19 protein-coding genes are annotated in these 19,569 nt (G+C 65.5%); 10 read left to right on the forward strand and 9 right to left on the reverse strand.

Going from position 1 to position 19,569, the window contains the following annotated elements; translation table 11 throughout:
- Positions 1-309 precede the first annotated feature (309 nt).
- From IWC96_RS05295 to IWC96_RS16200, 4 genes are all read left to right on the forward strand, one after another.
- Complete coding sequence (locus IWC96_RS05295) at positions 310-957, forward strand: trimeric intracellular cation channel family protein (RefSeq protein ID WP_196838520.1); 648 nt, start codon at positions 310-312, stop codon at positions 955-957.
- Positions 958-1,329: 372 nt separating this feature from the next.
- Positions 1,330-1,749 carry a GreA/GreB family elongation factor gene (locus tag IWC96_RS05300; RefSeq protein ID WP_196838521.1) on the forward strand — a complete coding sequence of 140 codons (420 nt, stop codon included), beginning with the start codon at positions 1,330-1,332 and terminating at the stop codon, positions 1,747-1,749.
- Positions 1,724-2,317 carry a hypothetical protein gene (locus IWC96_RS05305; protein WP_196838522.1) on the forward strand — a complete coding sequence of 198 codons (594 nt, stop codon included), beginning with the start codon at positions 1,724-1,726 and terminating at the stop codon, positions 2,315-2,317. Before IWC96_RS05300 ends, IWC96_RS05305 begins: the two co-directional genes overlap by 26 nt.
- 273 nt (positions 2,318-2,590) lie before the next feature.
- Complete coding sequence (locus tag IWC96_RS16200; protein ID WP_196838523.1) at positions 2,591-3,475, forward strand: universal stress protein; 885 nt, start codon at positions 2,591-2,593, stop codon at positions 3,473-3,475.
- Positions 3,476-3,876: 401 nt separating this feature from the next.
- Here the strand turns inward: IWC96_RS16200 and maiA are convergent, their stop codons facing one another.
- From maiA to IWC96_RS05335, 5 genes are read right to left on the reverse strand one after another with little or no spacing between them, the layout of a single operon-like run.
- Positions 3,877-4,512: a maleylacetoacetate isomerase gene (maiA, locus tag IWC96_RS05315; protein WP_196838524.1), complete on the reverse strand. Its 636-nt coding sequence runs from the start codon at positions 4,510-4,512 to the stop codon at positions 3,877-3,879.
- Complete coding sequence (locus tag IWC96_RS05320; protein ID WP_196838525.1) at positions 4,509-5,207, reverse strand: fumarylacetoacetate hydrolase family protein; 699 nt, start codon at positions 5,205-5,207, stop codon at positions 4,509-4,511. Before IWC96_RS05320 ends, maiA begins: the two co-directional genes overlap by 4 nt.
- A complete protein-coding gene (gene gtdA / locus IWC96_RS05325) occupies positions 5,204-6,259 on the reverse strand; it encodes a gentisate 1,2-dioxygenase (protein WP_196838526.1) in 1,056 nt (351 codons plus the stop codon). The genes IWC96_RS05320 and gtdA overlap by 4 nt, the downstream gene beginning before the upstream one ends.
- Complete coding sequence (locus tag IWC96_RS05330) at positions 6,259-7,551, reverse strand: aromatic ring-hydroxylating dioxygenase subunit alpha (protein ID WP_196838527.1); 1,293 nt, start codon at positions 7,549-7,551, stop codon at positions 6,259-6,261. Before IWC96_RS05330 ends, gtdA begins: the two co-directional genes overlap by 1 nt.
- Positions 7,552-7,568: 17 nt before the next feature.
- The gene (locus IWC96_RS05335; RefSeq protein WP_196838528.1) at positions 7,569-8,801 is read right to left on the reverse strand and encodes a flavin-dependent oxidoreductase; all 1,233 of its coding nucleotides are present in this window, start codon (positions 8,799-8,801) and stop codon (positions 7,569-7,571) included.
- 317 nt (positions 8,802-9,118) lie between these two features.
- Here IWC96_RS05335 and IWC96_RS05340 point away from each other — a divergent pair, with 317 nt between their 5' ends.
- Positions 9,119-9,793: a 4-carboxy-4-hydroxy-2-oxoadipate aldolase/oxaloacetate decarboxylase gene (locus IWC96_RS05340; RefSeq protein ID WP_196838529.1), complete on the forward strand. Its 675-nt coding sequence runs from the start codon at positions 9,119-9,121 to the stop codon at positions 9,791-9,793.
- A 39-nt stretch (positions 9,794-9,832) separates the two neighbouring features.
- Here IWC96_RS05340 and IWC96_RS05345 read toward each other — a convergent pair whose 3' ends face one another.
- The 4 genes from IWC96_RS05345 to IWC96_RS05360 form a co-directional block, all read right to left on the reverse strand.
- Positions 9,833-10,336: a MarR family winged helix-turn-helix transcriptional regulator gene (locus IWC96_RS05345; RefSeq protein ID WP_196838530.1), complete on the reverse strand. Its 504-nt coding sequence runs from the start codon at positions 10,334-10,336 to the stop codon at positions 9,833-9,835.
- A gap of 124 nt (positions 10,337-10,460) precedes the next feature.
- Complete coding sequence (locus IWC96_RS05350) at positions 10,461-11,690, reverse strand: NAD(P)/FAD-dependent oxidoreductase (protein ID WP_196838531.1); 1,230 nt, start codon at positions 11,688-11,690, stop codon at positions 10,461-10,463.
- Entirely contained in the window at positions 11,677-13,041 is a 1,365-nt protein-coding gene (locus IWC96_RS05355; RefSeq protein ID WP_196838532.1) for an MFS transporter, read from the reverse strand. The genes IWC96_RS05350 and IWC96_RS05355 overlap by 14 nt, the downstream gene beginning before the upstream one ends.
- A 26-nt stretch (positions 13,042-13,067) precedes the next feature.
- The gene (locus tag IWC96_RS05360; protein ID WP_196838533.1) at positions 13,068-14,801 is read right to left on the reverse strand and encodes a thiamine pyrophosphate-requiring protein; all 1,734 of its coding nucleotides are present in this window, start codon (positions 14,799-14,801) and stop codon (positions 13,068-13,070) included.
- Positions 14,802-15,130: 329 nt separating this feature from the next.
- Between IWC96_RS05360 and IWC96_RS05365 the strand changes: the two genes are divergently transcribed.
- The 5 genes from IWC96_RS05365 to IWC96_RS05385 are packed head-to-tail and all read left to right on the forward strand — an operon-like array spanning position 15,131 to position 19,532.
- Positions 15,131-16,138, forward strand: a complete 1,008-nt coding sequence (locus IWC96_RS05365; protein WP_196838534.1) for an amidohydrolase family protein — start codon at positions 15,131-15,133, stop codon at positions 16,136-16,138.
- 24 nt (positions 16,139-16,162) lie between these two features.
- Positions 16,163-17,185, forward strand: coding sequence for a hypothetical protein (locus IWC96_RS05370; RefSeq protein WP_196838535.1), 1,023 nt, complete (start codon positions 16,163-16,165; stop codon positions 17,183-17,185).
- 2 nt (positions 17,186-17,187) lie between these two features.
- Entirely contained in the window at positions 17,188-17,856 is a 669-nt protein-coding gene (locus tag IWC96_RS05375; protein ID WP_196838536.1) for an RraA family protein, read from the forward strand.
- Entirely contained in the window at positions 17,853-18,509 is a 657-nt protein-coding gene (locus IWC96_RS05380; RefSeq protein ID WP_196838537.1) for an RraA family protein, read from the forward strand. The genes IWC96_RS05375 and IWC96_RS05380 overlap by 4 nt, the downstream gene beginning before the upstream one ends.
- A gap of 18 nt (positions 18,510-18,527) precedes the next feature.
- Entirely contained in the window at positions 18,528-19,532 is a 1,005-nt protein-coding gene (locus IWC96_RS05385) for an NAD(P)-dependent oxidoreductase (protein WP_196838538.1), read from the forward strand.
- Positions 19,533-19,569: the final 37 nt, after the last annotated feature.

Genomic DNA, 19,569 nt, shown 5'->3' on the forward strand with positions numbered 1-19,569 from the left:
GCTCCTGACGATAAACGCCGCTCAAGGCTGGCGGCCATGAACTCTAGGCCTAATGATCTAATAGGTTGGTGCGAACACGGGGATCGGAACCAGAGGCCCGCACAAAGTCTGCTTCGGGCTCATTGCGGCGGTTGGCACGTCCGCTTTTCGGGCACTGAGCAAGCATCGGATGTCATTTGGCGGCGAGCCACAGAGCGTTCCGCCCATCAGCTGAAGAGCAGTCAAGGCTCCAGTGCGCTATGATATCGGTCAGTCAGACGATCTATAAGGCCGATGGCGCTAGCCGATTAATGCCAAGGATTGACCATCGTGATCCAGACCGACGGAACAGACGAGCTTCTGCGCACACTCGTGCTGGTCTTGGATCTCTGCGGGACATTCGCCTTTGCCCTCAGCGGGGCCATGGCGGGCGTGCGGCGGCGGCTCGATCTGTTTGGCGTGCTCGTGCTGTCCTTCGCGGCCGCCACGTTCGGGGGCATAGCCCGGGACTTGCTGATCGGTGCGACGCCGCCCGCGGCCTTGCAGGACTGGCGGTATCTGGCGGTGTCCCTGACGGCCGGAGCCATCGTCTTCTTCTGGTCGTCCCTGATTGAGAAAGTGCGCAATCCCGTCCGCATGCTGGACGCGATGGGCTTGGCGCTGTTCGCGGTCGCCGGCACGGAGAAGGCCCTCGCCTTTGGCTTGAGCCCGGCGATGGCTGCCCTGCTGGGGATGCTGACGGGCATTGGGGGAGGTGTCGCGCGCGACGTCCTGCTGGCGGAAATTCCGGCGGTCCTTCGGTCGGACCTGTATGCGGTTGCCGCGCTGCTCGGGGCGGGGATCGTGGCCGGGGGCAGTCTGCTGAATTTGCCCATACTGGTCACGGCGCTAGCCGGCGGCCTAGCCTGTTTCAGCCTGCGGGTGGCGGCGATCCGACGAGGGTGGAGACTGCCTGTCGCAGCACCCGGGCGGAGCTAGACCGTTTTGATACTGCCGGGCTTTAGACAAGTGTGCTGTAGAATTCGGCGGCCCGCCCTTAAGTTGACAATTGACGCTCTGGGAGCGCACTATCGCTTCGTTATGTGGAAATACGCCATCCCTTCGCGGAATACGCTTCACGCCGGACGCTTCGTCGGAGGCGTCTAGCCCCAAACTCGTCTTGAGCGAAAGCTCAGAGTTTGGGGACTGCCTTCCTGCACGCATTAGATTGAAATCAGCGGCGCGATAACTTCGGCCATTCCCGACGCGTGTTCGGAAGTCCAGAATTTTTTACAACAACCTGAACGCTGCGCGCCTCGGAGGCGCACGCCCCGATGGGTTGCGTTAAAATTCACAGAACCGGACAATACGATGACGAAAACCAAATCCAGAACGATCAAGAAGCCGCGACTTCTCATCACAACGAGCGATCTCGAACTTCTTGAGTCGATGGTCGGTCATAGACCGACCTCCGCCGCCGCGAAATTGCTGGGGGAGGAACTCGACCGGGCCGTGGTCGTGGGCGAATTTTTCAACGGTCGGCCCTTCTGCCGGATCGGGAGCCGGGTCACCTACGAGGATCAGGGGTCCGGCCAGACCCGCGAAATCCAGCTCGTCCTGCCTGCCGATTCGGACATCGACAAGCGCTGCGTTTCCGTCCTCAGTCTGGTCGGCGCCGCCTTGCTGGGCCTGACGACGGACGCCGAGTTCGACTGGACAGATGACAGGGGCCGGCCGCACCGGCTTAAGGTCCTGGATGTGGTGAATGACCATGCCCCGCACGTCGGATAGCGACGCCCGGCTGCTCGCGGCCGCATCGTCGGAAGCGCTCTGCGCAGCGCGCTGGGAGCGCATTGATCTTGAAACCAGGCGGCCCGGTGTGGCGCATCGCGAGCTGCTGCTCGCGAGAGCGGCCGAACTGGCCCTATCCCCCGTCGGGCGTGACCAGCTGATCTCGCTCGCGCTCGAGCGCGGCGCGTCGCCGGGCGACCCCGATGCGTCCCTGATCGACCTGTCTGACCGGCCTGCCGAACGCGCCCGGATCGCCCGGAGCGTCTTTGGACGAGGGCCTCGCCGGTCGTCCGAGACCGTGGCGCTGGTAGGACAGATCGAGGAGGGGCACGCGCGACGTCTGGGCCGGGAAGCGCGGTTCGACCTCCTGCCGGAGCGCCTTCTGCAGGATGCGATCCTGCAGGAGCTGCTTTGGGATCATCCCGACATACCCGCGAGCGACGATACTCGGCTGACCATGCTCTGCTCCGTCCCCCGACTTCGGGACCGATCCGAAGACCTGTCGTCCGGATGGTCGTGGGGCGCGCTGCCTCGCTGGTTCAACTCATTTCTGAAGCGAGCGGCCTGATGAGAGAGAGACACAACATCGTAGGGACCGAAGTCGGGCGGCCGCGACCACCCTTCTACATGCGACCCGGGCCTAGGCTCCAGGCCCGGCGATCCGGGGGTGGAAGAGTCTGGGTTCTCACCCTGTTGATGCTGGTCGCCGCCGGCGCAGGGCTCGTGCTGTTCGTCTGACGTCCGACGCGTGGCGAACCCGACACGCCGTTGATCCCCGTGGGTGAAGCCCTACCTTGAATCAAAGCAAGAAAAATCCACAGAACAGGCAGGAGTTCTAAAAGTGAACGAATGGCACGAGAACCCTCCCGGGAAAATCCTTCTTGCAACTGACCTGAGCGGACGAAGTGATCGTGCGCTGGACCGGGCGGTTCAACTCGCCAACACCTGGAAGGCAGAACTGCACGTCGTGCATGTTCTGGAAGAGAGTTCAGCCCTTTCTGACAGTCGGGGCCTTCCATCGTGGCGCTGGCCTCCGGACATGGCGGCTGTCGTCGAGCGCCAGATCCGAGAGGACATCTACGGACCCTGCCCCAACCTGCGCTTCCACGTCGAGGAAGGCCCGGTCCTGGCGTCGATCCTTAAGATCGTCGCGCGCGAAATGCCTGATCTGGTCGTCGTCGGCGGGCGGCGGCCCGAGCCATTCGGAGATCTGGGAAAAACGATCGATGAACTGTTCAGGCGGTGTCCCGCCTCCGTCCTGGTCGTAAAACGGCGTCCGCACGGTCCCTATCAGAGAGTGGTTATCGGCGAGGATTTTACCCCCGAGGCCCGGCACGGACTGGAAGTCGCCGTGCGCCTCTTCCCGGACGCCGAATTCGCTCTCATGCACGCTCACGAGATCGCCTATGGCAGGCTGTTCCTGAACTCGCCTCTCAGCGACGCTTTCGGGGAAATGGAGAGGGAGGCGATCCGTGAGTCCCTTTCCGAAGCGGTCATTCCGGACGACATCCGGGGCCGCATCGACACGCTGATCGAGCATGGTGCTCCCGAAGTCATGCTCAGCAGCTACGTTCGTGAGAAGGCGGCCGACCTGACGGTAATAGGCGCTTACGAGCGCGGCCGGCTCTTTCATACGGTCGTGAAGGGTAAGGGCCCCAGGATAGTCCAGGCTGTTCCCGCGGACGTGCTGGTTATCAGGCCGGAGCGAGAACGGGACGCCGGCTAGCCGTCAGGATTCCGCCCTTCAAGGCCGCCCTTCGACCGTCGGCGGCCACTCGGTTGTTCGTTGAAGCTGGCCCGTCCGGTCAACAGCGGAGTCCAAATGGCCATGATCGTAACGGTAGCGGCCCTGCGCAACGTTGGTGCGCTCAACAAAAGGTCAGCTTTCAGGCCCCGGCCCGACGTCTGCTTCTGGCGCCAAGCCGACCTGAAAAGGCGTCGCTCGGAATCTGGTGAAAGCGTAGGAACCTGAACGACCGCCCCGGCCTTACCAAACGTCTCTTCCCTCATCGCCGATCCGGCGGCTGATCGAGGAGAGACCATGAGTGCCATCACTTTCCCTTCCGGCGGACGCGTAAAAATTAGGCGCGGTGAGAGCAAGAGAGAGGGCGAGTTCGTCCTTACGGCTCACTCAGCGTCGGGTTGGGCGTCCGGGCGTGCGGTCTGGAAAGCGGGCAATGCGGCGCAGGCGTTCTCGATTTCCTGGAGGCGCGGCCAGCGCAGTTGGACGCCGAAGCGGCGGGCGTTGCCCAATTGTGGAATTAGGCACAGATCTGCCAGCCCCGGTTGATCCCCGAAACAGAACGCGCCTTGCGAGCCCTGGTCCAGAAGGGCGGCGAAGGCGGTCAGCCCTTCGTCGATGGTCAAGCGGGCCCATTCCTGAACGGCGTCATCGGTCAGGCCGTTCTCACGCAGGCGCGCCAGCACCTTGAGGTTCTGCACCGGATGGATGTCGCACGCGATCACCTGGGCCATGGCCCTGACGCGCGCCCGGTCATAGGGACCGCGAGGCAGCAGCGGCGGCTCGGGGAGGAGATCGTCCAGATACTCGCAAATCGCCAAGGACTGGGTGAGGACGCAACCATCGTCCAGTTCCAGCGCCGGCAGCAAGCCCTGTGGGTTCAGCGCCAGATAGCCTGGCTCGCGATGCTCGCCCTTGCGCAGATGATGGAAGGCCTTCTGGTGCTCCACATGCTTCAGGGCCAGGGCGATGCGCACCCGCCACGAGGCGGTGGAGCGGAAATAGCCGTGCAGAACCGTCATGGGGCTGGCGGTCCCACCGTGACCTTGAGCGGCGTCAGGCCATCGATGCTGACGACGATCTCGTCGCCTTGGACCACGGCGCCCACGCCGGCGGGGGTGCCGGTATAGATCAGGTCGCCGGGTTCAATCCGGTACAGGGTCGACAGATAGGCGATGACGTCAGCCACAGGCCAGATCAGGTCCGCCAGATCGGCTTCCTGACGCACATCGCCGTTCTGCGTCAGGCGAATGGCGCCGTGATCCGGGGTGAAATCACCGTCGCCGGCCTTGTGAATCAGGCCCAGCGGCGACGACTGCTCCACGTTCTTGCCGGTGTCCCAGGGGCGTCCCTGTTCGCGGGCTTCGAGCTGAAGATCGCGGCGGGTCATGTCCAGGCCGGCGGCGTAGCCCCAGACGTGATCCAGGGCGTTTTCCACCGAGATATCCCGCCCGGAACGGCCGATAGCGACCACGAGCTCGGCCTCATAGTGATAGTTCGAGGTCTTCTGGGGGTAGGCGATTGTGGAGCCGTCGGGGACGACGGTCTCGGCCCAGGCCGTGAAGAAGAAGGGCGGCTCACGGTCAGGGTCGCGGCCCATCTCGCGGGCATGTGCGGCGTAGTTTCGCCCGACGCAGAACACCCGACGCACCGGGAACTGTTCGCCCGATGAGGTGGGCGCGAGAACGGGCGGGGTCGGCTGAAACGCCAGGCTCATGTGTTGTCTTCCCTGTAGAGGTTCAGTTTTTCCTGGCAGGCCTTGTCGGAATAGCCGAACAGCACCAAGCGGCTGTCGGCCTTCAGGCGCAGGGCCTTCCATGACGGCACCACTAGGATGTCACGGGGGACGAGGGCGATCTCCTCATCCTCGACCCAGGCGCGTCCTTCACCCTCGACCACCACAAAGACCGTGCCGTCGGTGGCGCGCCGGGCGCGCGTCTCGAACCCGGCGGGCATCAGGCGCACATGGGCCGAGATGGTCGCCATGATCGGTCCGCCATTGACGGGGTTCAGGAACTCCAGCGCATGGCCCAGATGGGGATCCGGATCGGCGCCGCTGGCGGCCAGGGCGTCCAGCGCCGGGCGCCATTCGGCGTAGGGGTAGTGGAACAATGGCTGGTGCGCAGGCCGCCTGTCAGCGCTGCGCCCCTTGAGCGGTCTCATGTTGCGGCCATAGCGGTTCAGACTGTCCCCCGGCGGCGCTTGTTCGGGGAACTGCTCCGCCTCGTACTGCTCGGCGAAGCTGGCGTCGAAGTGACGGACCGTGGGGATGTCCAGGCCGTCCAGCCAGACCATCGGCTGGTCCGTGGGGTTGCCGTGATCGTGCCACTGCCCCCCCGGCGTGAGCACCAGGTCAAAGGGGCGCATGACCGCCTTTTCCCCGTCCACCGATGTGAAGGCTCCGTCGCCCTCCAGTACGAAGCGCAGGGCGCACTGGCTGTGCCTGTGGGCCGGGGCCACTTCGCCGGGCAGGATCAGTTGCAGCCCGGCATAGAGGCTGGGGGTGATGGCCGACAGGCCGTCCAGCCCGGGGTTCTCGAGAATCAGAACCCGTCGCTCGGCTTGTTTGGCGCTGATGAGATCGCCGGCGCGCATCAGATAGGCGCGGGCCCCGTCGTAATCCCACTTGTGCGGACGCGCAGGGGAGGACGGCTCAGGCAGGACGAGCTGGGCCAGCGATTCCCACAGGGGCAGCAGGTTCTTCGGCGCCATTTCCGCATAGAGCGCCTGCAATTGGGACGCCTGATCGTTGGACAGGGGGCCCGCCATCAGATGTTGATGACCTGGCGGTCATCCGCCGGCGGCGTGCCGTCGACGCCCATGGCCGCGCAGTATTCAGCCCACACTTCGGCGGGTTGTCCCGCCTGAAACATGAAACGTTTCAAGTGCTTGCTGTACACGGGGTGACTTTTCCATTGCTCCATGCTCATCCCGTCGATCAGGAGTTCCCGATCCGCGATAGGCAAGGGGATGGCCTTGTTGATCGATGGGTCGCGGATCACCCCCTTGGGGTCCTTGCCGCGCGTGATGGCGTCCAGATCGTCGTGGAGATGACTGCGCAACATCAGGATGCCGCGATCACTGAGCCCCAGCTTTTCCTTGGTGCGGTCCGCGATGGTCCCTTGGCCCACCCAGGCGATGAAGTCCTGGTTGATGACGTGCGTGCTGATCCAGCGCCCTGTTTCCGGATCCTTGATCGGGCCATGCCATGTGGGAATGCGTTCTTGAACGTAGGGCTCCTGCTCCTGCGGAACGCGGGAATAGACCCAGGCCACGCTGAGCGTGTTCTCGTCGTCGATGGGCACTCGCCATTCGAAGTGGTCGCCCAGAAAGAAACAGTTGGGCCACAGGCACACCCGACCCACGGTCCACATGGTGTGGTCTTCGGGCAGATCCTCCCGCTGGCGGCGATAGACGAGGCCATACTCAAAGGAGTCGAAGCCCACCTTCATGTGGCGTGGGCCGTGCGCGGCCTCGGGATCGCTCTGACGGCGACTCCAATTGGTGTGCATCCACTCAAAATGGACAGGGTCGATGGAGTTCTCCTGACACTGCAGCCAGTTGCAGGGAATTTCCGAAATGATGATCTGGCGGAATCCGTTGCCCCAGCCGAACGGCTCCCAGTCCGGCAGCTCAGGCGCGGGCAGGGGGCCGAGATAGGCCCAGATCATGCCCGCGTGTTCACGCACCGGATAAGCCAGAATCTTGACTTTGTCCTTGTAGCGGGCCTTCGCCGCGACCGTGTCCTCGTAGGGCATCTCCACGCATTGGCCTGTCTGATCGTAGGCCCAGCCGTGGTAATTGCAGCGCAGGCCGCATTTCTCGACGAAGCCATATGACAGGTCGGCGCGCCGGTGTGCGCAAGCGCGCTCGACCAGCCCGTACTTGTCGCTGAGGTCCTTGTAGAGCACCAGGTCTTCACCCATCAGGCGGACCGGCTTGATGCGCGTCTTCTCGAATTCGCTGGCCCCGGCGATGGGCATCCAGTGGCGGCGGAGCAGCCCGCCCATCGGCGTTCCAGGCCCCACCTGGGTCAACAACTCGTTTTCAGCGGCGTCCACGGTGTGTCCCTTTTCTGTTAAGCCTTGGCGACATCTTCGGTGGCGAAGCCGGCGATGCGCTTGTACTGGTCGGACAGCTGACGCAGCTCGTCCTGGGTGATGTACTCGTTCAGGTCGTCGAACGGCCGGTCTCCCGTCAACTCTTCGACCCGAATATTGATGATGTCCGGTGGCGAGGTGCGGTTGGTGCGCACCACATGACTGGTGGGCGCAAGCCGTGCGGCCTCGTAGGCTTTCAGCGCGGCTGCCGGGTCGTCGTGGGTCATCAGAAGGTCGGCCAGGGTCCGCGCGTCGATCAACCCTTGGGCCGAACCGTTGGAGCCGCGCGGATACATGGGGTGCGCGGCGTCACCGGCCAGCGTCACGCGGCCGAAGGTCCACCGGTCCAGAGGATCCTTGTCGACCATGGGGTATTCGAGCAGCACCCCGGAATTGCGGATCAGCTCGCCCACATCCAGCCAATCGAACTTCCAGTCTTCATAGACCGGCAGGAAGTCCTCCAGCCGGCCGCCCTTGTTCCAGTCGTTGCGTTCGGAGGTGGGGCGCTCGATCTCGGCGACCCAGTTGATCAGTTGGTTCCCCGAGCCGTCCGCATCGTCACCGATGGGATAGATGACGATCTTGCCGGTGCGGATTGACCCGACGCGCAGATAGGTGCGCCCGTCCAGGATCGGCGGCCGGCGGGTCACGCCGCGCCAGGTGTTGATGCCGGTGAAGACCACGGTGTCTTTCGGATAGAACGATTTCCGCACGACCGAATTCACGCCGTCACAACCGATCGCCAGATCCGCTTTAACGGCGGGAAGTGTCTGACCCTGTGAGTCCCGGAAGGTCAGCTTCACGCCGGCCTCGTCCTGTTCCAGGGAGGCGAGCTGGCGGTCGGTGACGATGCGATCCGGACCGAGCGCCGCCAGCGCTTCCTGAAATAGAAGGTTGTGCAGTTTGCCCCTGTGGATGCTTACCTCGGGATAGGGGTAGCCCGCGGCGCGGCCCCGGTCCTCGGCGTAGATGCGCTGGCCGAAGCGATTATAGAAGGCGCTACGTTGAAGCTCGACGCCCGCGGCGCGGACCTTGTCATCAATGCCGAGCGCGGAGAGCTCGCGCATGGCGTGCGGCAACAGGGTGATGCCGACGCCGACCTCCCGCACCTGGGGGGCGGCTTCGTATACACGCGCCCTAACGCCCCGCTTGTGCAACCCGAGGGCGAGCGCAAGTCCGACAATTCCGCCCCCGATGATCGCGATGTCCATGCCCAATGTCTCCGTCGAGGGTCGTCGTCGCCCTGAAGCGCGGTGCGCCTGAAGCTGGCGCGCTGGAACTCCAATATCAATAGAAAGACGTCTGTTCAATTCCTCTTTTGGGCAAGCCGTCGACGAGGTTCCGTCAATCCCTTGCCTATTCTCCGCTGGCAGAGCGACCGGATCATTCCCTTTGCGTTTGAAAGGCCAGGCGTTGGCGACGTGGAAGGGTGCAGGTATGGTCGTCGGTGGATTATCTATGTATGCATACGTCTGATTAAGCGACGATCAAGCGTTGCCAAATCGACGGAACGGCAAATGGAGCGATCATGACCTTTTCCTCGGAACTGCTGTCGCGGGCGCGCGGTCTGGGCGCAGCCACCCTGCATGAGGCCGCCGGGCGAATCGGCGCCCTTCCGTCTTCCATCAAGCCCGTGACAATGCAGATGACACTGTGCGGTCCCGCTTTCACGGTTCACTGTCCGCCGCTGTCCAACCTTCAGATTCACCACGCGCTCTATCACGCTGCACCAGGCGACGTGCTGGTGGTGCACGTCAGCGGCGGAACCGAAGCGGGGTACTGGGGAGACGTCCTCAACGAGGCCGCCATGGCGCGAGGGCTGGGCGGTCTGGTGATCGATGGCGGCGTCCGCGACACGGCGGGCCTGTCGCTCATGGATTTCCCGGTTTTTTCGAACGGTGTCTGCATTCGGGGGACGGGCAAGGACTACGGCGCCGTGGCCTGGCTCAGAGCGCCAGTGCGCATGGGCCAGGTCGTGATCCGGTCCGGGGATCTGGTTATGGGCGACCGCGACGGGGTTGTGGTCGTGCCCGCTGATCAAGCCGAACGCGCCGTTGAAGCCGGCGAGGCGCGCGAGGCCGATGAGGCGCGCAAGATCGCCGAACTGCGCAAGGGCGCGCGCACGCTGGATCTGTACGGTTTCGCCGAGGACGCCCCCGAAGTGATCGTCGAAGGCGCGCCGTTCTACGGCCGTCGCCGCTAGGGGTCGATGGTCGGGGCGTCGCCTAGGGGCGGAAGGGGCTTATACGTCCTCTCCGTCCACGATGATCGGCGCGCGGGTCACGCCGTTGAAGGTGTCCACGAACTTGCCGAGCAACAGCAGGAACTGGTCGGCTTCATCGGGTGTGAAAGCCGACAGGGCGATGTCCTGCGCTCGGGCGGCCGCCGGGCGCATTTCCTCAAGCTTGCGTTCGCCCCTGGCGGTCAGAACGATGATCTTGCGGCGCCGGTCGGCCGGGTCCTCGATCCGCACCACAAGCCCATCGGCCTCCAGCTTCTTGATCACCAGTCCAGTGGTGGAACGATCCAGCCCGACCTTCTTCGACAGGCCGATTTGATCCAGGTTGTCGTAGCACCGCAGGATCACCAGCACCCCGTACTGCGTGGTGGTGACCCCGAAGGACACGGCCTGTTCCATGAACAGGGAGACGCTGATCTGGTGGGCGCGCCGGAGCATGAAGCCCGGTCGCTTGTAGAGGGCGTCGACGCTCTGGCTTTCGACCTTCGGCGGAGTGCGCTTGACCAATATGGACCTCTCGGCCGGACGCCGATGATTTTTGAAAGAACGCAGAGGACACGCCATCCGCGAACCCTGACTATCAGCGCTCTGGCGCCGCTCGGCAAGATTCATCGGCAGACGTCACACCTTTTCAGGCGTCGATGAGGGTTTTCAGAGGAACGGCGACATCGGCCAGAAGGGCGGGATCCGCCTGGGCCGCGTCCAGCACCAGCCTGCGCCCCTGGGCGAAGTCTCGCGCGGCGTTGACGCAATCCAGGGCGATCACGCGTCCTTGCCGGAGATAAACCAGCGAGAAGGATCCGGAGGCGGGGTCTCCGCGACGGATGATCTGATCATGGCCGCTCGACAGGCCGACGGTTTGCAGACGCAGGTCATACTGGTTCGACCAGAACCAGGGCGGAGCCTCGGACGACCTGGGCTCGCCTAAGATATGGCGCGCGGCTGCGGCGGCTTGGTCCGATGCGTTCTGGACTGACTCGATGCGCACGCGGCGGCCGTTGCTGAAGCGATGGACCCGAGCGGCGCAGTCCCCGGCCGCATAGACGCCGGGCAGGGAGGTTCGACAGAAAGCGTCCGCGTCTACGCCGTTGTCCCCGGCCGCGCCCGCGTCGACCAGGGGTTTGACCGTAGGAACAAGGCCAATGCCGACGATCACGAGCTGGGCTGGCAGGGTTTCGCCTTCGACGAGCCTGACGCCCGATACCCGGCCGTTCTCGCCGACAATCGCCGCGATCCGGGCGTTGAGGCGAACGTCCACGCCCTCAGCCCGATGGCGGTCTTCGTAAAACCGAGACAGGGGCTCGCCGGCCACGCGGGCCAGAACGCGGTCTTGCGCTTCCAGAACGGTGACTGATTTGCCGGCCCGGGTCAGAACGGCCGCCGCCTCGAGGCCGATGTAGCCGCCGCCGATGATGACTGCATCGCGCACGTCGGGCATCCGCCGGATCAGTTCATCGGCGTCGGCCCGGTGGCGCAGGCTCAGAACCCCGTCCAGGTCCGCGCCCGGCGCGTCCAGACGCCGGGCGACCCCGCCAGCCGTCCATATCAGAATGCCGTAACCGAGCTGCTCGCCCCCCTCAAGGACGACGGATCGGGAGTCCGCGTCAACGGCCTGCACCGCGCGCCCTGGCAGCAGGACGATGTCGCGCTCCCTCCAGAAATCGGCGGGGCGGATGAGGATGTCGTCGAAGGTGCGCGCCCCCGACAGGTAGTCCTTGGATAAAGGTGGGCGCTCATAGGGCGGGGCGGTTTCGGCGCTCACAATCGCGATCGAACCGGCGTAGTTTCCTTGGCGTAGGGCGATAGCGGCCTGGGCGCCGGCGTGGCCGGAACCGACGATGAGGACATCATAGCGGAGCATGGTCGATCTGCCTTTTCCCGTGCTTCGGATTGCGGGCGAAGAGGAGGTTGGCGAAGCTGCAGACAGCCGCCGCGATGACGCAGGCTGCGGCGGCCAGACTCGGCGCCGGTCCTTCGCCCAGACCCAGCCAGAACAGGCCTGCCAGGATGGTGGCGCCAAGTGCGGACCCTACCAGCCGGGTGGTGGATATGATGGCGCCGGCCGAGGCGGTGCGATGGGGCGGGGCGGACCCGACAATCTGGTGCGCGTTGGGCGCCACGAACAGGCCGAATCCTGCGCCGCCCAGCACCAGCGGCAGCCCCAGGCGGAACACCCCGGCGTCGACGGGGGTGATAGCCATGAGGCACAGTCCTGCGGCTGTGATGATCATCCCCGTCCCGCCCAGAACGCCTCTTGGGGCGCGATCAGAAAGCCATCCGGCGACGGGGGCGGCCGCCATCATCGCCAGCGGCCAAGCGGCCATCATCAGCCCCACCTGTGGGGGCGAGAAGCCATGCACATTCTCCAGGCGGAAGGGCAGGGACAGGCTGAAGCACAGCGAGGCGGTGAAGGCGCCGAGCGCGGCCAGCGCCGACAGGGCGAAGATGGGTCGCCCCAGCAGGTCCACCGGCAGGGTGGGGTTGAGCCTCGTTCGCTCGCGTCGAATGAAGAGCCACCCGCCAACCATGCCCGCGATGGTGAGTGCGGCGGCCATCATTGTCCGCCCCCCCTGGGCCAGCAGTTGAAGACCGCCGATGACCGCTCCGAACACCAGCGCGCACGACACCGCTCCGCTCAGATCGTAGGGCGCCGTCCCCGGCGCCGAATCCGGGAGGCTGCGGCCCAGGACGAGCGAGAGGATGGCGAAGGGGGCTGCGGCGGCGAACACCCATCGCCAGACCCCCAGGCCGAGAAGCAGGCCGCCGAGCGTGGGCGCCAGGGCCGCGGAGAACGCGATGATGACGCTGTTGATTCCGAAGCCGCGGCCGAGATTACTGGCGGGGTAGATGCGCCGGAGCATCGCCGAACTGACGCTGAGCGCCGCGGCGACCCCGAACGCCTGGGCCGCGCGTCCGGCGAGCAGCATGGGCAGATCAACGGCGAAGGCGCTGACAAGCGTCGCGGCGAGAAATACGGCTTGGCCGGACTGGTACAGGCGCTTGTGTCCAATGCGGTCTCCCAAGGCCGAGAACGGCAATATCGCCATCAGCAGGACCAGTTGATAGACCACCACCACGGCCACGCTGGCCGAGGCGGGGACGCCGAAATCGGCCGCGATGGTGGGCAGGGCCACAATGGAGACGGCGTTGTCCACCACCAGCAGCGCCGTCCCGAGCGAAATGGCGATGATCGCCTGAATCCGCCTGGGCATCGGCAGACCGGTCTCGCCGGTCGACATCACTCGCAGATGACGTTGAGCAGGACCTGTCGCCGTTCCTCACGCACAGTCGTCAGGGCGCGGCGGATGGCGTCGGGCAGGGCAGCCGCGTCGGTGACGCGTTCCCCATAACCACCGGACGCCTCGCAGTATTTCTCGAAGTCCGGAACCGGCCGCAGGTCGCTGAGCGGCGCTGGCTTGGGGCCGCGTGCGGCGTGGCCTTCGGGATAGACGCCGATGGTAGAGCTCTGCACGGCGCCCCAGCGCGCGTTGTTGCACAGAATGGTCAGCAACGGCGCTTCGTGCATGGCGATGGCCTGATGGCAGGCGCCCGGATTGCCGAACAGATAGGCGCCGTCGCCAAGGGTGCAGACTACGGGCTGATCCGGGGCGGCCAAGGCCGCGCCCACGGCGGCGGGCATGCCCCATCCCAGCCCGGCGGCCGGAGAGTGCATGAAGAAGCCGCCCGGTCGCCTGGCGTCATAGATTTCACGGTCGACCCAGTACTCGTTGACGACGATGACGTCGTCCGGCAGCGCCTCGTTCAGGCAATGGTTCAGCCAGTCCTTGGTCATGCGCGGCTCGGCCATCAGAGGCGCCAGCCGCTTGGCGCGCCGCTCCGCGCGGGTCGAGGCGAGACGGGCGGCCGAAGCCTGGCGGGCTTCGTTCCCTTCGTCCGAGCTCACCGCCTCCAGCGCCTGGGCCAGCGGGCCCAGTACATGGGCGGCCGCGCCGGTGATGAACCGCTCGCCCCGGAAACTGCGGATGGGATAGTCGCGGAAAAGAGGGTCGGCCCCGATGTGGACGATGCGTGTCTCTGGGCGCGGCTCGCGCGTGCCGGGCAGCCAAGGCACCTCGCTTTCCAGGCAGATCAGCAGATCTGCATCGCCCAGATAGGGGTGGACAGCCTGGCCCAGGTGGTAGGGATGATCGGCCGGCGCGCAGACATAGCGCGACTTGGCCTCCACGATGCCGATGCCGAAGCGTTCGCAAAGCGCCGCCAGCGGTTCCACGGTCGACGGATCGCGGCCGCTGGCCGAGGTCACCAGGATGGGGCAGCGCGAGGATTCTATCAGGTCGGCGAGGGCGTCGATATCGGCGGGGACCGGCGCCGGCGCGGCGGGCACGGCGGGAGGGCGGGACTCGACGGGTTCCGGCGGCGTTTGCTCGGCCAGCACCTCGCGCGGCAAGGTCAGATAAACCGGCCCGGCGGGCGCCGCCTGCGACAGAGCCAGGCCCCGGTCCAGGACCTCATCCACATTGATGCCGCTGCGAAGTTCATAGTCCCACTTGACCAGCTCGCGCAGCATGCCCGCCTGATCGTACATTTCCTGGGCCCAGTGAATGGCGCCGGAGCGGGCGCCCAGCGGGCCCTTCTCGAACAGGGGCGTGCGTCCGGCCATGAACAGCATGGGGATTTCATCGCGTCGTGCGTTCATCACCCCGCATACGGCGTTGGCGGCGCCCACGCTGACGTGGACCATCACCGCCTGGATCCTGCCCGTGACCATGGTGTAGCCATGAGCCATGCCCACCACGAGGTTCTCGTGCGTGCCGATGATCGGAGTCGGGAAGTCGAGGCCCGACAGATGCTGGCGGGCGTAGGCCTCGGCGATGGGGGCGGAGTCGGTGCCGCTGTTGATGAACAGATGGTCGACGCCCTTCTGCTTCAGCAGAGCCAGGAAGGTCTCGCCGACGGCTTCCGAGCGCGGCTCGACGGCCGTGGCGGCGCGAGTGGCGGACTTGCTAGTCATTGTCGTCTCCCGGGGCGTACGCGAACGCGGCGTCGGCAATATGAACAGACGTCTGATCTAATGCAAAGGGAAATGTCGGGGCCTGTGGAAGTCGGGTGGCCCCGAACGTGGGGCGGACTGCGGGATTCGGGGTGGCGACGTTACATCGCATGTCGTTTCTTATTATCTGTCCTGCAAAGGGGCGTGATCCTGAAAACGTGACTGCCTGAGCCGCGATGGCGCTTGCCACCGGTCACAGCCGTAATGTACAGACGTCTGTGCAAATTGTCTGGTGTGTGTGTTATCCGCAGCCCGGCATGGCTTCGGGAGCAATCAGGCGAGGAAACGGAATGATCATCGACTGTCACGGCCACGTCAGCGCCCCGGCCGAGCTGTGGGCCTACAAGGCTTCGGTGCTTTCCCATCGCGGTTCACACGGTCGCGGCGGGGTGAAGGTCAGTGATGACGACATCCGCCGCGCGGTCAACAAGGTTGAGATGGCGCCCTGCGGCCACCTGGACATGCTGGACCGGCACGGCACGGACATGCAGCTGATTTCGCCTCGACCGTTCCAGATGATGTCGAGCTTCGAGCCGGGGAGGGTGGTGCACTGGTTCGTCGAGGAGACGAACACCATCATCCATCGCCAGACCCAGCTATTTCCGGATCGCTTCATCGGCGTGGGCGGCCTGCCCCAGGTGGCGGGCGAGCCGATCGAGAACACCTTCAACGAGCTTGATCGCTGCATCAACGATCTGGGTTTCAAGGGCGTGCTGCTGAACCCTGACCCCTACGAGAACACCCGCACCGACGGACCCGGGCTTGGCGATCGCTACTGGTATCCGCTGTACGAGAAGCTGTGCGAGCTGGACGTGCCGGCGCATATCCATGCGACGGGTTCGCGCTCGGATCGCTCGCCCTACAGTCTGCATTTCATCAACGAGGAGACGATCGCGGTCTTCAATCTGGTGAACTCCAGCGTGCTGGACGACTTCCCCGATCTGAAGATCGTGGTCAGCCACGGTGGCGGCGCCATTCCTTATCAACTGGGCCGGTTCGAGGCCGGTTCGATCCGTCCGGGCGTGAAGCGCACCTTCTCCGAAGGCATGCGGCGACTGTACTACGACACGGTGCTCTACACCGAAGGCGCGCTGCGCCTGCTGATCGAGACTGTGGGCGTGGACCAGTGTCTGTTCGGTTCGGAATGCCCCGGCGTCGGCTCCAAGGTGCTGGAGGGGCACGATCACACCATGGACCATATCGCACCGACCATCGCCAGGTTCGATTTCCTGAGCGACGCTGACAAGAAGAAAATCTTCGAGGACAACGCACGGCGCGTGTTCGAGCTGGACGTCTAGTGACGGCAACCAAGGGAGGCCGTCATGGCCGAGATTGTTCTGGGTATGTGGACCACCCACGGTCCGACCCTGTCCACCACGCCAGAGGAGTGGCTGCTGCGCTTGCCGGCCGACCACGCGCGCAAGGATCATCCGTTCCGGGGAAAGACCTACGGTTTTCCCGCCTTGGTGGAGCTGCGCAAGGACGAGAATCTGGGCGAGAAGGCGACGCTTGGAGAGCGCACGCGTCGCCACGGCGCCTGCCGCGCGGCAGTGGAGCGAATGGCGGACGCCTTCGAGGCGGCGAGGGCCGACGTGGCGGTGATCTTCGGCAACGATCAGAGCGAGCTGTTCCTGGACGATGTGATCCCGGCTTTAACCGTATTCAACGGTCCGACCATCTGGAACGAGCCGGCGTCCGAGGAGCAGGCCAAGAAGATGGCGCCGGGCATCCACGCCGCCGAGTGGGGGCATAACCCGCCGCAGCGCACCGAATATCCGGGGCATCCGGAACTTGCTGACCGTCTCATCCGCCAGGCGATGGGCGACGGCTTCGACGTGGCGCGCTCGTCGCGCCTGCCGGAGCATCCGGGGCACTGGAACAGCGGCATCGGCCACGCCTTCGGCTTCATCTATCGCCAGATCATGCGCGACAAGGTCATCCCCAACGTGCCGTTGATCGCCAACACCTTCTTCCCCCCCAACCAGCCGCCGGCGCGGCGCATGTTCGAGTTCGGCCGTTCGGTGGGCCGGGCGATCCGGGATTGGGACTCGGACGCCCGCGTGGCTGTATTCGGTTCGGGCGGCATGAGCCACTTCGTTATCGACGAGCCGTTCGACCGCAGCATCATCGACGCCATCGAGGCGCGGGACTCGGAGATGCTGTGCGGCATCGGCGAGGAATGGTTCCAGTCGGGCACCTCAGAACTGAAGAACTGGATCGCGGCGGCGGGCTGTCTGTTCGAGACGGACCTGTCCGGCGGACTTGTGGATTATGTGCCCTGCTACCGTTCCGAAGCGGGCACGGGCACGGCGAACGGCTTTGTGGCCTGGGACCGGAAAGGCTGAGTATGAGCGATCCCATTTCCGAGCGTCTGGCGCGTCTTGACGCCTGCGCCGTGTCCGACGCGCTGGATCACCTGGGCCTGCCGTCGTCGGTGACAGGGCTGAGGCCCCTGTCTGTGCGCCAGCGCATATCGGGTCGGGTCACGACCGTGCGGCTGGCGGCGGGCAAGCCGCCGGCGGAGGCGCCGCCCCGACATCTGTGCACCACCGCCATCGACGGCGCGGAAGTCGGCGCCGTCATCGTGGTCGAGCAGAAGACCGGCGTGGAATGCGCCGGATGGGGCGGCATTCTGTCCAACGCCAGCCGGGGTCGGGGCATTTCCGGCGTCATCGTCGAGGGTCTGGCCCGCGATGTGGACGAGGCCGCCGACATCGGCTTTCCCGTCTATGGCCGCGGCGCCACGGCCCGCACGGCGCGTGGGCGTATCCACGAGGCGGAGACCGGCGGGCCGATCACGGTCGGCGCCCAGACTGTCAGCGACGGCGACTGGGTGGTCGCCGATTCCAGCGGTGCGGCCTTCGTGCCGGCCGCCTCGATCGAGACTGTTCTGGACGCCGCCGAAAACATCGCCGCCAAAGAGGCCGCCATGACCAAAGCGGTCCTGGCCGGAAATCCCGTCAGCGCCGTTATGGGCGCGAACTATGAACATCTGCTGGAAAAGAAGCCCGCATGACCGATCGGAACGTCGAGCGCGCCGCGCGTCTGGAGACCGCCACCCTCAGTGATGCCCTAGACAAGCTGGGCATCGCCGGCCAGTGCCTCGGTGTCAAGCCGCTGGACCAGAAGTTCCGCCTCGCCGGTCGCGCTTTCACGTTGGCCTACGCGCCGGCGGGACCCGACGGGACCGTGGGCGACTTCATCGACGACGTGCCTGAGGGCGCGATCGTGGCCATCGACAACGGCGGTCGCCCAGACGCCACCGTGTGGGGCGACATCATGACCCTTTACGCCCACAACCGGGGCATCGGCGGCACGGTGATCGATGGGGCCTGCCGGGACACCCATCTGGCGCTGGACCTGGGCTATCCCCTCTACAGCCGTAGCTATTCCATGCGCACCGGCAAGGACCGGGTGCAGCTGGAGGCTGTGCAGACTGTGGTCAACATCGGCGACGCTCGCGTACGCCCCGGCGACATCCTGCGCGGCGACTCCGACGGCGTGGTCGTCATTCCCGGCGACCGCGAGGACGAGGTGCTGGCGACGGCCGAGGCGATCGATGTGGCCGAGGGCCGGATCCGCGACGCCATCCTGTCCGGTATGGGCCTGGCCGAAGCGCGCAAGCAGCAGGGCTATCACAAGCTGCAGACGCCCGAAAGGAAGGCCTGATCGATGGCGTGGCGCATCGTGACGACCGCCACAATGGGGCCCCATGAGGGCGCGATCGAGCGTCTTGCGGCCGCCGGCTGCGTCATTGACAGGCTGCCCGCCGACGCGGCGGGCTGGACGCCGGAGCTGATCGAACAGTTCGCGCCGGCCGCCGACGCTTATCTAGGCACGTTCCGGGGCGTGGGCCTGACACGGCAGGTGCTGGAAGCCTCACCGCGCGTCAGGGTGGCGACCTCGCCCATCATCGGCGTGGAGCATATCGATGTAACGGCCGCCAGCGAACTGGGGATCGTGGTGGCGCACGGCGCCATGGCGGAGAATTTCGAGGGCATGGCCGAGGCGGGCGCCATGCTGGTGGCGGCCCTGCGCAAGCGGATGCCGCAGAAAACCGCCTCCATGGCGGCGGGCGAATGGAAGATGGGGCACTCAGGCCATCTGGTCCGGGGCTCGGTCGTCGGCCTGCTGGGCCTTGGCCGCATCGGCCAAGGCGTGGCCCGGCGGCTGGCGGGCTGGGGCTGTGAGCTCATCGCCCACGATCCCTATGTGGACGCAGGGATCGCCACCGGGAACGGCGTCGCCCTGACCGGTTTCGACGATCTGATGGCGCGATCCGATGTGCTTCTGGTGCTGGTCACCCTGACGCCCGAGACGCGACACATCATCGATGGGGCGGCCATCGCCAGGATGAAGCCGGGCGCCGCGCTCATCAACATCGGCCGGGGCGGCTGCGTGGACGAGGCGGCCCTGATCGCGGCTCTGAACGCCGGTCACCTCTCTGGCGCGGCCATAGACACCTGGGAGCAGGAGCCACCGTCGGCCGACCATCCCCTGCGACGACATCCCCAGGTGATCGCCACATCCCATGACGTGGGCCATTCGGCCGAGCTTTACGCAGCGATCCCGGAAACGGCCGCCGCCAACACCCTGGCCGCGCTGAGGGGGGAGCCGCCGCCCCATGTGCGCAATCCAGAGGTTCTGCCGCTTTGGCTGGAGCGGATCGCCGCGCTGGACAAATGGGCTTAATAGACAGACGTCTGATTGTTCTTGACATGGGGGCGGC

The sequence above is a fragment of the Brevundimonas sp. BAL450 genome, assembly GCF_015767455.1.
In the GTDB taxonomy this organism is placed as follows: Bacteria; Pseudomonadota; Alphaproteobacteria; order Caulobacterales; family Caulobacteraceae; genus Brevundimonas; species Brevundimonas abyssalis.